11 protein-coding genes and 1 pseudogene are annotated in these 12982 nt (G+C 63.6%); 8 read left to right on the top strand and 4 right to left on the bottom strand.

The window, feature by feature from the left end; genetic code table 11:
* Positions 1–144: 144 nt before the first annotated feature.
* A complete protein-coding gene (gene polA / locus JQ621_RS20245) occupies positions 145–3180 on the top strand; it encodes a DNA polymerase I (RefSeq protein ID WP_212236433.1) in 3036 nt (1011 codons plus the stop codon).
* A 6-nt stretch (positions 3181–3186) separates the two neighbouring features.
* Positions 3187–3354: pseudogene (locus tag JQ621_RS20250) on the top strand (LysE family translocator); the annotation flags it as partial.
* 115 nt (positions 3355–3469) lie between these two features.
* Here JQ621_RS20250 and JQ621_RS20255 read toward each other — a convergent pair.
* Complete coding sequence (locus JQ621_RS20255) at positions 3470–4096, bottom strand: glutathione S-transferase family protein (protein WP_212236434.1); 627 nt, start codon at positions 4094–4096, stop codon at positions 3470–3472.
* Between the two features lie 198 nt (positions 4097–4294).
* Here JQ621_RS20255 and pyrE point away from each other — a divergent pair, with 198 nt between their 5' ends.
* Both pyrE and JQ621_RS20265 read left to right on the top strand, forming a co-directional pair.
* On the top strand, positions 4295–4858 hold the full coding sequence (gene pyrE / locus JQ621_RS20260; RefSeq protein WP_212236435.1) for an orotate phosphoribosyltransferase: 564 nt from the start codon (positions 4295–4297) through the stop codon (positions 4856–4858).
* Positions 4859–5067: 209 nt separating this feature from the next.
* Entirely contained in the window at positions 5068–5841 is a 774-nt protein-coding gene (locus JQ621_RS20265; protein ID WP_212236436.1) for a DUF2865 domain-containing protein, read from the top strand.
* Positions 5842–5943: 102 nt separating this feature from the next.
* On the opposite strand, the gene JQ621_RS20270 is transcribed toward JQ621_RS20265, so the two are convergent.
* Positions 5944–6375, bottom strand: coding sequence for a hypothetical protein (locus JQ621_RS20270; protein WP_212236437.1), 432 nt, complete (start codon positions 6373–6375; stop codon positions 5944–5946).
* 194 nt (positions 6376–6569) lie between these two features.
* On the opposite strand from JQ621_RS20270, the gene JQ621_RS20275 reads away from it, so the two are divergent.
* Positions 6570–6872, top strand: coding sequence for a GIY-YIG nuclease family protein (locus JQ621_RS20275; RefSeq protein WP_212236438.1), 303 nt, complete (start codon positions 6570–6572; stop codon positions 6870–6872).
* Positions 6873–6923: 51 nt separating this feature from the next.
* Here JQ621_RS20275 and JQ621_RS20280 read toward each other — a convergent pair whose 3' ends face one another.
* On the bottom strand, positions 6924–7169 hold the full coding sequence (locus JQ621_RS20280) for a hypothetical protein (protein ID WP_212236439.1): 246 nt from the start codon (positions 7167–7169) through the stop codon (positions 6924–6926).
* 205 nt (positions 7170–7374) lie between these two features.
* On the opposite strand from JQ621_RS20280, the gene JQ621_RS20285 reads away from it, so the two are divergent.
* From JQ621_RS20285 to JQ621_RS20295, 3 genes are all read left to right on the top strand, one after another.
* A complete protein-coding gene (locus JQ621_RS20285; protein WP_212236440.1) occupies positions 7375–9900 on the top strand; it encodes a glycogen/starch/alpha-glucan phosphorylase in 2526 nt (841 codons plus the stop codon).
* A 98-nt stretch (positions 9901–9998) separates the two neighbouring features.
* Positions 9999–10340, top strand: coding sequence for a hypothetical protein (locus JQ621_RS20290; protein ID WP_212236441.1), 342 nt, complete (start codon positions 9999–10001; stop codon positions 10338–10340).
* A gap of 4 nt (positions 10341–10344) precedes the next feature.
* Entirely contained in the window at positions 10345–11160 is an 816-nt protein-coding gene (locus JQ621_RS20295; protein WP_212236442.1) for an acyl-CoA thioesterase, read from the top strand.
* 108 nt (positions 11161–11268) lie between these two features.
* Here JQ621_RS20295 and JQ621_RS20300 read toward each other — a convergent pair whose 3' ends face one another.
* A complete protein-coding gene (locus JQ621_RS20300) occupies positions 11269–12885 on the bottom strand; it encodes a phosphoenolpyruvate carboxykinase (protein WP_212236443.1) in 1617 nt (538 codons plus the stop codon).
* Between the last annotated feature and the right edge of the window lie 97 nt (positions 12886–12982).

The following is a 12982-nucleotide window of genomic DNA, read 5'->3' on the forward strand; positions in this document are numbered from 1 at the left end:
CAGGCCGCGGCGCTCGGGATTCCCCGCTTTCGCGGGGAATGACCGCGGGATGCGGGGAATGAACAGTGGGGGATAGGTACGCCCGCGGCCCGAAAACTCCCTCCCGAGGCTGTCTTTTGCCGCAAAAATTCATACATTGCGGCCATGCCAAAAACCTCCCCGAAGGCCTCCGCCAAAGCCGACACCAAACCCGCGGCGACAGCTGCTGCCAAACCGGTCGCGGCCAAGGCCGCCGGCAAGGGCGATCACATCTTCCTGGTCGACGGTTCCGGCTACATCTTCCGCGCTTATCACGCGCTGCCGCCGCTGAACCGCAAATCCGACGGCTTGCAGGTCAATGCCGTGCTCGGCTTCTGCAACATGCTGTGGAAGCTGCTCCGCGAGATGCCCGCCGACAACCGGCCCACTCATCTCGCCATCGTGTTCGACAAATCGGAAGTCACCTTCCGCAACAAGATCTATCCCGAGTACAAGGCGCACCGGCCGCCGGCGCCTGACGATCTCATCCCGCAATTCGCGTTGATCCGCGAGGCCGTGCGCGCCTTCGACCTGCCTTGCCTGGAGCAAGGCGGCTTCGAGGCCGACGATCTGATCGCGACCTATGCGCGGCAGGCCAGCGAACGCGGCGCCACCACGACCATCGTATCCTCCGACAAGGATCTGATGCAGCTCGTGAACGACAAGATCACGATGTACGACACCATGAAGGATCGCCGCATCGGCATCCCTGAAGTGATCGAGAAATTCGGCGTGCCTCCGGAGAAGGTGGTCGAGGTGCAGGCGCTGGCCGGCGATTCCACCGACAACGTGCCTGGCGTGCCGGGCATCGGCATCAAGACCGCGGCGCAGCTGATCGTCGAATATGGCGACCTCGAACAACTCCTGTTCCGCGCCACCGAGATCAAGCAGCCCAAGCGCCGCGAGGCGCTGCTCGAGAACGCCGAAAAGGCGCGAATCTCGCGCCAGCTCGTGCTGCTCAACGACAAGGTCGATCTGGACGTGCCGCTGGACGATCTCGCCGTCCACGAGCCCGATCCGCGCAGGCTGATCGCCTTCCTGAAGGCGATGGAATTTTCCACGCTGACGCGCCGCGTCGCCGACTATGCGCAGATCGATCCCGCCAATGTCGACGCCGATGCGAGCAACAGCAGCGGCGCGAGAGGCGGCGACGGTGCGAAAGCAAAACCGAGCGAAACCTCCGGCGACCTCTTCGCGGCTGCTCCGACAGCCGCAAAGGGCGCTGACAAGAGCGACAAGTCGGCAAGCCTCAAGGGCGCGCCGATCTCGCTCGCGGCGGCGCGCGAGGAAGCGTTGCGAAACCTTCCCGTCGACCGTGCCAAATACCAGACGATCAAGACGCTGAAGGAACTCGACGGCTTCATCTCACGCATCCACGATGCCGGCCATGCGGCGATCGAGATCAAGGCGAACAGCATCGATCCGATGCAGGCAGATCTCTGCGGCTTGGCGCTGGCGCTCGCGCCGAACGATGCCTGCTACGTTCCGCTGGCGCACAAGCAATCCGGCGGCGACGGCGGGCTGTTCGACGCCGGCCTCGCCCCCGATCAGGTCAAACATGCCGATGCGATCGAGGCGCTCCGTCCGGTGCTGGAATCCGCCGGCATCCTGAAGATCGGCTTCGACGTCAAATTCGCCGCCGTGATGCTCGCCCAGCACGGCATCACCTTGCGCAACGCCGACGATGCCAAGCTGATTTCCTATGTGCTCGACGCCGGCCGTGGCTCGCATGAGCTGGACTCCCTGTCCGAGCGCTGGTTCGGCCACGCCATGCTGAAGGAGAACGAACTGCTCGGCAGCGGCAAGGGCAAGATCACCTTCGACCAGGTACCGATCGACAAGGCCGCGCCGCTGTCGGCCGAGAGCGCCGACATCGCGCTGCGGGTCTGGCGCGTGCTGAAGCCGCGCCTCGTCGCCGAGCACATGACCACCGTCTACGAGACGCTGGAGCGGCCGCTGGTGTCGGTGCTCGCGCGGATGGAGCGGCGCGGCATCTCGATCGACCGCCAGGTGCTGTCGCGCCTCTCGGGCGAGTTCGCCCAGACCGCCGCGCGCGTCGAGGCCGAGATCCAGGAAATTGCCGGCGAGCCCGTCAATGTCGGCAGCCCCAAGCAGATCGGCGACATCCTGTTCGGCAAGATGGGACTGCCGGGAGGCACCAAGACCAAGACGGGCGCCTGGTCGACCACCGCGCAGGTGCTCGATGAGCTCGCCGAGCAGGGGCACGATTTTCCGCGGAAAATCCTGGAGTGGCGCCAGGTCTCGAAGCTGAGATCGACCTACACCGACGCGCTGCCTGAATACGTCAATCCGCAGACCCATCGCGTGCACACGACCTACGCGCTCGCCGCGACCACCACGGGCCGGCTGTCCTCGAACGAGCCGAATTTGCAGAACATCCCTGTGCGTACCGAGGACGGCCGGAAAATCCGCCGCGCCTTCATTGCGACATCAGGTCACAAGCTCGTCTCCGCGGACTATTCGCAGATCGAACTGCGGCTGCTGGCGGAGATCGCCGATATTCCCGTGCTGAAGCAGGCGTTCCGCGATGGCCTCGACATTCACGCGATGACCGCGTCGGAGATGTTCGGCGTGCCGGTCAAGGGCATGCCGAGCGAAATCCGCCGCCGCGCCAAGGCGATCAATTTCGGCATCATCTACGGGATCTCCGCGTTCGGCCTCGCCAACCAGCTCGGTATCGGCCGTGAAGAGGCCTCAGCCTACATCAAGAAATACTTCGAGCGCTTCCCCGGCATCCGCGCCTATATGGACGAGACGCGCGATTTCTGCCGACAACACGGCTATGTCACCACGCTGTTCGGCCGCAAGATGCACTATCCGGACATCAAGGCGTCGAACGCCTCCGTGCGCGCCTTCAACGAACGCGCCGCGATCAACGCGCGTCTGCAGGGCACCGCCGCCGACATCATCCGCCGCGCCATGACGCGGGTGGAGGATGCGCTCTCCCATAAGAAGCTCTCGGCGCAGATGCTGCTGCAGGTGCATGACGAACTGATCTTCGAGGTGCCGGACGCCGAGGTCGAGGCGACGCTGCCCGTCGTGCAGCATGTGATGCAGGACGCGCCGTTCCCGGCCGTGCTGCTGTCGGTGCCGCTGCATGTCGATGCGCGGGCAGCGAACAATTGGGACGAGGCGCATTAAATTCGCCAGATCGCGTTCAGTGTCAGCGTCAATGCGATGATCGCACTCGCGGCCGGATCGATCGCGTTGTTCCTGGCGAGCGGGCCGAACTGGATGCTGATGCAGCGCTGGCTGATGGGCACGGTGTTGGCGGGCCTTGCCGTGCGGATGGCCGTGGAAGCGCGGAAGGTGTGAGGTACACGGTCATGCCCCGGCTTGACCGGGGGCATCCAGTACGCCGAGGCCTCTCGCCACCGCCACCTCTGAAATACTGGGTCGCGCGGTCAAGCCCGGCGACGACAACGTCCAATCAATCCAGCTTCGCCTCCATGCCGCGCTTGGTGGCCGGACGGGCCATCAGGGCATCGTACCAGCGCTTGACGTTGGGGAAGTCGGCCAGATCCACCTTGTGGCGCGGGTGGCGCCAGGCCCAGCCGAGAATGGCGAAATCGGCGACCGAAAGATCGCCGGCGACGAACTCGCGGCCGTCCAGGCGGCGGTCGAGCACACCATAGAGCCGGCGCGTCTCCGCCATGTAGCGCTTGAGGCCATAGGCGCGGTCCTGCTCGTTCTCCAGCGCGATGAAATGGTGGACCTGGCCGGGCATCGGGCCGAAGCCGCCCATCTGCCACATCAGCCATTCGTAGACGGGAATCCGCCCCGCCAGCGATTTTGGCAGGAATTTACCGGTCTTTTCGCCGAGATAGAGCAGGATAGCGCCGGATTCGAAGATGCTGACGGGCTTGCCGTCCGGGCCCTCGGGGTCGAGAATGGCGGGAATCTTGTTGTTCGGGGAGAGTTTCAGGAACCCGGGGGCCATCTGCTCACCCTTGGTGATGTTCACCGGCACCACCTTGTAGGGCAGCCCCATTTCCTCCAGCGCGACCGAGATCTTGCGGCCGTTTGGCGTATTCCAGGTGTGCAGCTCGATGGTCATGTTCTGGTTTCCTTGCCCAGTTTCTTGCCCAGTTTCTTTGCCCGAGATATCGGGCATCCACCTACTCCAGAAGGTTGCGCCCCCACAACCGGCGGACCAGGATGGCCGATCCCTGTTGACGGGGGGCGCCCCCTCTGGAATGTGGCGGCCGTCGCGGATAAATTCCGCCACCTCTCAAAACGCTCCCGAGGGACTGCCGTGTCGAAATCAGCCTCCCGCGCCCGCCTGTTCGAAATCATCCGCCGCCGCTCGTTCGGCCGGGGCGAGGTGACGCTCGCGTCGGGCCGCAAGAGCGATTTCTATTTCAACCTCAAGCCGACCATGCTGGACCCGGAAGGCGCGACGCTGCTCGCCGAGCTGACCTATGAGACGCTGAAGGATGATCAGCTCGATTTCATCGGCGGCCTCGAGATGGGCGCGGTGCCGCTGGCCGGCGCGCTGGCGCAGATTTCCTGGATCAAGGGCCATCCGATCGCGGCCTTCTTCGTGCGCAAGAAGCCGAAGGAGCATGGCGCCAAGCTCGCGATTGAAGGTCTGCCGAAAGGCGAGACGCTGGCTGGCAAGCGCGTCGTCATCGTCGAGGACGTCACCACCACAGGCGGCTCGGCGATGAAGGCCGTGGAATCCGTGCGCGAGACCGGTGCCGAGGTGGTGCTGGTGCTGACCATGGTCGATCGCGAGGAAGGCGCCACCGACACCTTCGGTGCGGCCGGCCTGCCGTTCCGCTCGCTGTACAAGGCGTCGGAATTCTTGAAGGCGTGACGCGGCGAGACTTTCTCCGCCATCCTGCCGGGGGCTGTCCCGGCCGTCACGAGTTCGTGGGATCGGGCCACCCTCAACCGCTCATTTACCATCCGGCCTTATGGTGAATCATGTGCTGAGATCCCAACAGGTCCCGGCCGGTTCGCTAGCGTCGGGTGGAGTAAGCGTTGCGTACGATTGTGTCCCATGCGCGCCGGCGGCGTCGCGCGATGCTTGTGGCCGCCACCCTGGCAGTACCGCTGCTTGCGACCCCGGCCCCGGTTGCGGCCGAAGGCCTGTTCGACTTCTTCTTCGGCGGAATGCAGCAGCGGCCTCAGCGCGACGTGCCGCAACAGGCGAGTCCTTTCGTCGATCCCTTCGCCAGTCAGCAGAACCCCGCGGCTCAGCCGCAAAATGTGCCACCGACGCGTTCAGCCAATGCCTCCGGCCCGGCCTTCTGTGTGCGCAGTTGCGACGGCAAATATTTTCCGTTGATGCGCGGCCTCGCCTCGCCGGCGCAGATGTGTCAGGCCTTCTGTCCTGCCAGCGCGACAAAAGTGTATTTCGGCTCCTCGATCGACGGCGCCTATAGCCAGACCGGGGAGCGCTACGCCGACAGCGAGAACGCGTTCGCCTATCGCAAGGCGCTGCGCGCAGACTGCACCTGCAACGGCCGCGAGCCGGCCGGGCTCTCGCCGGTTGACCTGTCGCTGGACAATTCGCTGAAAGCCGGCGACGTGATCGCCACGACCGACGGCCTCGTTGCCTATACCGGCGTCCGCCTCGGCCAGGAGCAGAGCGCAGAGTTCACGCCCGTTGCTTCCTATCCCGGCCTCACCGCGCAGGTCCGCGCCCGCCTCGGCGAGATGAGAGTGGCCCCGGTGCGCGCGGAGACCGTGGCTGCCGACGCGCCGGCGGCGGAGATCGTGCGCGAGACGTTGCCGGATGTAACAGTCGTGCCGAAGACGCCGGCGAAATCGGCAAAGCGCGCGGGACTGGATTAGCCACTCACGTCATTCCGGGCATCGCGCAGCGATGAACCCGGAATCTCGGGATTCCGGATTCGATGCTCACGCATCGCCCCGGAATGACAGCGAGCAAGCCCGTCACCTCCCGATGATCACCCCGATCACATTCGGCGCCGCCAGATATTTCTCCTCGATGGCCGCGCGCGCGGCGGCACGGTTTTCGGCCGTCAACAGACCGCGCTTCTCGGCCAGAATCATCCAGCAAAAGCCCCACCAATCGGTGAGCATGCCGGTCTCGCCGACGAGGTCATAGCCCTGCTCGGCCGCGAAGATGCGCGCATGCGCCTCGTCCAGCGTGTCGAGGAAATGATGATCCTCGGGCGCGAACAGATCGTCGCTGATGTCGTCGATCGTGTAGCCCCAGATCGACTGGCACACCGCGTTGAACTCGCGGTCGAACTGGTCGTCATCGATCCTCTGGCGCCGTGCCGCCTGATGCAGCCGCGACAGCGACCGCGCGAAGTCGGCGATCCGGGTGAGGGCAAATTGATCGAAGGCAATGGTGGACATGTAGTCCTCGCAACGTCTGACAGACCCTAGATATTGTGTCGGCATCGCGCCGAATCATAATGATATATCAAAGACTTGCTAAAGTGTTCTTAATTTGTTCTGATACTGAACAACTGATTGCCCGGATCGTCGTCCTGGCGAAAGCCAGGACCCATTGCCCCGGTCAGCGTTGCGTTTGCGAGGTCGAGCCACCAATGAGCGCAGGCAGCTATTTCGTCTATATTCTGGCGAGCCGGCACCACGGCACGCTGTACATCGGAATCACCAACGACATCAGCGGCCGCCTTGAACTACATCGTACAGGAAGAGGCTCGAAGTTCGTTTACAAGTACAAGGTCTTCCGCCTCGTTCATGTGGAGACCTTCGCCACACCCCAGGAAGCGATCGCACGTGAGAAGCAGCTGAAGTTCTGGAAGCGCGACTGGAAGATCAAGCTGATCGAGAATGAAAATCCCGATTGGAATGATCAGTCGAGCTTAGTCGAACGGTCGGGGTAATGGGTCCTGGCTTTCGCCAGGACGACACCATTCGTGCCGCATCAGCCTTCCTCAATTCACCGCCGACATCAACCGATCCCCACATGCACTCGCATAGAACTTGCCGCCGCATTGGCGCTTGATGGCGGCGCAGCGCTGCGCAGGTGTGGCGCCTTGTGGGAGAGAAACGCCGCAGCTCGGGCCGTCGGCGCTGCGGCCCGTCTTGTCGGCGGCAAAGGCGGCGCTGGATGCGGCAATGCAGACGACGAGAAGCGTTGCAGCGGCGATTTCGATCAGCAGTCGCATCAGAGGTCTCATGGGACTCCTCCACACTGAAGGCTGAATTGACGCCCAGACTAGCACTGAATCGCCGTTCCTCCGTACGCATCCGGGTTCCCAAACCGGCCCGTTCCTTGCATAATTTTACGCCAGCGCAGTGCACTGCCGCACCAGCAATGGTTTCGGTGCAGGGGCAAGACGCGTAGGGTTCAGTGGTGTCTCCGTCGACCAGGAAGTGATGGCCTTGCAAGATCAAACGTTCCAGCCAAATTTCCCCGCCCCCGGTCAGCCCATCGACGAACTCGCGCTGTCGGAGATCAAGGGCACGATCCTGGCGAAGCTGCGCCTTGCCATCGGCAAGGACGCGGGCATGGCGACCAAGCACGACTGGTACCAGGCCGCGGCGCTCGCGCTGCGCGACCGCATCGTGCATCGCTGGCTTTTGGCCGAGAAGCACAGCTACGATGCCGGGCGCAAGCGCGTCTATTATCTGTCGCTCGAATTCCTGATCGGCCGTCTCTTCACTGATGCCCTCAACAACATGGGCCTCTTGAAGATCTTCGAGGTCGCGCTCGGCGATCTCGGCGTGTCGTTGCCCGAGCTGCGCAAATGCGAGCCGGATGCCGCGCTCGGCAATGGCGGTCTCGGCCGTCTCGCCGCCTGCTTCATGGAGAGCATGGCGACGCTGTCGATCCCCGCGATCGGCTACGGCATTCGCTACGATTACGGCCTGTTCCGCCAGATCATCAATCAGGGCTGGCAACAGGAATATCCGGACGAATGGCTCGGCTTCGGCAACCCCTGGGAGTTTCAGCGGCCTGACGTGATCTACGACGTCCATTTCGGCGGCGGCGTCGAGCATGTCGACGACAAGGGCCGCGATCGCGCGATCTGGCATCCGGGCGAGACTGTGCAGGCGATCGCCTATGACACGCCGATCGTCGGCTGGCGCGGCCAGCACGTCAACGCACTGCGGCTGTGGTCGGCGCGCTCGCCCGATCCGCTCAAGCTCGATGCTTTCAACATGGGCGACTATGTCAGCGCCAGCGCCGAGCAGTCGCGCGCCGAAGCGATCTGCAAATTCCTCTATCCGAACGACGAGAGCCCCGCCGGCCGCGAGCTGCGCCTGCGCCAGGAATATTTCTTCGTCTCGGCCTCGCTGCAGGATCTCATCAAACGCCATCTCTCGTCCGACGGACAGCTGCGCAGCCTGTCGTCCAAGGTCGCGGTACAGCTCAACGACACCCACCCGAGCCTCGCCGTCACCGAGCTGATGCGCATCCTCGTCGACCTGCACAATTTCCGCTGGGACGAGGCCTGGAAGATCACGGTCGCGACGCTGTCCTACACCAACCACACGCTGCTGCCCGAAGCGCTGGAGACGTGGCCGGTCGAATTGTTCGAGCGGCTGCTGCCGCGCCATCTCGAAATCATCTACCGCATCAATGTGCAGCATCTCGCGCTCGCCGAAGCGCGCGCGCCCGGAGACATCGATTTCCGCGCCTCGGTTTCGCTGATCGACGAGAGGAGCGGCCGCCGCGTGCGCATGGGCCAACTCGCCTTTGTCGGCTCGCACCGCATCAACGGCGTCTCGGCGATGCATTCGGATCTGATGCGCGAGACCGTGTTCCACGACCTCAACCACCTCTATCCCGGCCGCATCACCAACAAGACCAACGGCATTACCTTCCGGCGCTGGCTGATGCTGGCGAACCCGAAGCTCACCGACCTGTTGCGCGAGACCTGCGGCGAGGCCGTGCTCGACGACCCGACCCAGCTCTCCCTGATCGAGGCGCGCGCCAGCGACGTCGAATTCCAGAAGAAATTCCGCAGCGTCAAGCTTCACAACAAGACCGCGCTGGCGCGCCTGATCGGCGAGCGGCTCGGCATCATGGTCGACCCGACCGCGCTGTTCGACGTGCAGATCAAGCGCATCCACGAATACAAGCGCCAGCTCCTCAACATCGTCGAGACGGTGGCGCTGTATCAGTCGATCAAGGACGATCCCAACGGCAATTGGGTGCCGCGCGTCAAGATCTTCGCCGGCAAGGCGGCGGCGAGCTATAAATACGCCAAGCTGATCATCAAGCTGATCAACGACGTTGCGGAAGTCGTCAACAACGATCCCGCCATCGGCGGCAAGCTGAAGGTGGTCTTTCTGCCCGACTACAATGTCAGCCTCGCCGAGGTGATCATTCCCGCGGCCGACCTGTCCGAGCAGATCTCGACTGCCGGCATGGAAGCCTCCGGCACCGGCAATATGAAGCTGGCGCTGAACGGCGCCATCACCATCGGCACGCTCGACGGCGCCAACATCGAGATCCGCGACCAGGTCGGCGTGGAGAACATCGCGATCTTCGGCATGGAGGCCGGCGACGTGATGATCCGGCGCAAACAGGGCCTCGATGCCTCCGACGTGATCCGCAACTCGCCGAAGCTGCAGCGCGCCATCAACGCGATCGGCGCCGGCGAATTCTCGCCCGGCGATCCCGGTCGCTTCGAATCGATCGCGCATGCGCTGCGCTATCTCGACCACTACATGGTCAGCGCCGATTTCGATTCCTATTACGAAGCGCAGCGCGCTGTCGACGCGCGCTGGCAGGTTGCGCCCGCCTGGACGCGCGCCTCCATCCTCAACGTCGCGCGCATGGCATGGTTCTCATCCGACCGCACCATCCGCGAATATGCCGAAGAGATCTGGAACGTGCCGGTCAATCCGGTCACGCCGCCGTTCCAGGCGACGGAAGATCGGCGCGATGCGACGGGTTGATTTTTCCGCAACGTGAAATCGGCGTTACCTGCGGGGTCATTGATTTGGCAGGATAGCCATCATATCACCGCTTGAGGTTTCTTAAGGCGGAGTCAGTCGTGCCCCTCGGCGAATACATCAGCCCGGATGGCCAGCTTCGATTGCTCGTCATCTGTCCTGACGGCGACTGGACGTTGGGTTTTGATGGATTCCCGTGGCATACGCACGGCAGTATCCTTGCCAGTCTTTCAGGGAAGGACGAGGAAACCGCGATCGACAACTTCGTCGCAGACTTGACCAGCGGCAAGAGCGTGATTGCGATGAAGCGCATAGGAGGTTCTTTGGCGGATGTGTGGGTCACAGACGATCCGGCCGGGGATGTCTCGGATACGAAAAAATATGGCCTCGGGGATGAAACGATGGAGTTTCGCCTTTGGGACGGAAGCACAGTGAAAGTCTAGTCCCATGCACGCCAAGCTCCCGCACCCCTTCGACGACGCCACCCGCATCACCGCGGGTGACTCGAGCTGGCAAGGGCACACCAGCGACGACTACTGGGCCTTCGTCGGTCCGTTCGGCGGCGCCACCGCCGCGACCATCCTGCGTGCGCTGATCGAGCATCCCCAAGCCGCCGGCGATCCGCTGGCGCTGACCGTCAATTACTGCGCGCCGATCGCCAAGGGCCCGTTCGATCTCGACCTCCGGCTCGTGAAAACCAACCGCTCAAGCCAGCACTGGAGCGTCGAACTGTCGCAGGGCGGCGGCGAAATCGCCACGCTCGCGACCGCCGTGTTCGCCGAGCGGCGGCCATCCTGGGAGCACCGGGTGGCGCAGTATCCCGACGCAAAACCGTTCGAAGAGACGCTGCCTTTCCCCAGCATCAAGGCGTCCTGGGCCAACCAATATGAATTCCGTTTCGTCGAGGGCGAGATGCGGCTCGGCCCGCCGCAAGCCGAGCTCGCCGGCGCCTATTCGAAAATCTGGATCAGCGATCGCGAACCGCGCAAGCTCGACATGCTGTCGCTGATGTCGATGTCGGACGCATTCTTCGGCCGCATCTTCCACGTACGGCGCGAGCTGGTGCCGTTCGGCACGGTGTCGCTGACGACCTATTTCCACACCGACAGCGAAGAACTCGCGACCGAAGACATCACCCGCGTGCTCGCGACGGCGGATTCGAAGATCATGCACAGGAGCTACGCCGACCAGAACGCGGAGCTGTGGTCGCCGAACGGACGGCTGCTCGCGACAAGCACGCAGATCGCGTATTTCAAGGCGTAAGTCGTCCCGGCGAAGGCCGGGACGACACTGCGTGTGTGGTTGGCGCGAGTGACCACCAACAAAAAGGCGGCCTCGCGGCCGCCCTTCGGCATTCAAGACAGAGCAAGCTTACTCCGCTGCGAGCTTCACATCCGGCGCAGCGGCGCGCACCTCGGCATCGACTTGGGCTTCGAACTTGGCAAAGTTCTTCTGGAACATGCCGACCAGCGCACGGGCGGTCTTGTCGAACTCGTCCTTGTCCTTCCAGGTGTTGATCGGGTTGAGGATCTCGCTCGGCACACCCGGCAGCGCGGTCGGCACCGCAAAGCCGAAATATCTGTCGGTGCGGAATTCGACGTTGCGAAGCGAGCCGTCGAGCGCGGCGGTCAAGAGCGCGCGCGTCACCTTGATCGGCATGCGCGAGCCGGTGCCGTACTTGCCCCCGGTCCAGCCGGTGTTGACCAGCCAGCAATCGACATTGTGCTGGGCGATGAGGTCACGCAGCATGTTGCCGTAGACGGAGGGATCGAGCGGCAGGAAGGGCGAGCCGAAGCACGTCGAGAATTCCGGCTGCGGCTCGGAGCCCAGGCCGCGCTCGGTGCCGGCGACCTTGGCGGTGTAGCCTGACAGGAAGTGATACATCGCCTGCGCCGGCGAGAGCTTTGCGATCGGCGGCAGCACGCCGAAGGCGTCGGCGGCGAGCATCACCACGTTCTTCGGCTGCGGCGCGCGGCCGGTGCGCGAAGCGTTCGGGATGAAGTCGAGCGGATAGGCCGAGCGCGTGTTCTCGGTCTTGGAGCCGTCGTCGAAATCGACCGCGCGCGTGTCTTCGTCCAGTACGCAGTTCTCCAGCACCGCGCCGAAGCGCGTCGAAGCCGCGAAGATCTCCGGCTCGGCGTCCTTCGACAGCTTGATGCACTTGGCGTAGCAGCCGCCTTCGAAATTGAACACGCCGTTCGGGCCCCAGCCGTGCTCGTCGTCGCCGATCAGCGTGCGGTTGGGATCGGCCGACAGCGTGGTCTTGCCGGTGCCCGACAGGCCGAAGAAGATCGCGGTGTCGCCATTGGCGCCAACGTTGGCCGAGCAGTGCATCGGCATCACGCCGCGCTCGGGCAGATAATAGTTCAGCGTGGTGAAGACCGACTTCTTCATCTCGCCGGCATAATAGGAGCCGCCGATCAGGACGATCTTGCGCGCGAAATCGATGGCGACGACGTTTTCCGACTTGCAGCCGTGGCGCTTGGGATCGGCGCGGAAGCTCGGCATGTCGATGATGGTGAGCTCCGGCACGAAAGTCGACAGCTCGATCGCCTCGGGGCGGATCAGCAGCGTGCGAATGAACAGCGAGTGCCAGGCCAGCTCGGTGAAGACACGCGTCTTGATCCGGTAAGCCGGATCGGCGCCGCCATAGAGATCCTGCGCGAACAGGCGCTTGCCTTCGGCGTGCTTGAGGAAATCCTGATACAGCGTCTCGAACTGCTCCGCAGTGATCGACTGGTTGCCGGCCCACCACATCTTCTTGTCGGTGGTGGCGTCACGCACCGTGAACTTGTCCTTCGGACTGCGGCCGGTGAACTCACCGGTGTCGGCGCAGAGCGCGCCGTCGGCGGACAGCACCGCCTCGCCCGCAGCGAGCGCGTATTGATAGAGTTGCGGTGCGCCGAGGTTCCAGTGAACCTGCTTGAGATTCTTTAAGCCGAATTTGTCGGCGCCGAAGGCACCGTTGCGCACGCCCGTCTCTTGCACGAAGAATCCTCCTAGAACCCGCGACATCAAGCACAACCAAGCTTTGGTGCCATCGCGGCGACCGCTCATAACAGGCCGTCCCGGCCTCGGTGGACGA

This window comes from Bradyrhizobium manausense, assembly GCF_018129685.1.
GTDB lineage: Bacteria > Pseudomonadota > Alphaproteobacteria > Rhizobiales > Xanthobacteraceae > Bradyrhizobium > Bradyrhizobium manausense_D.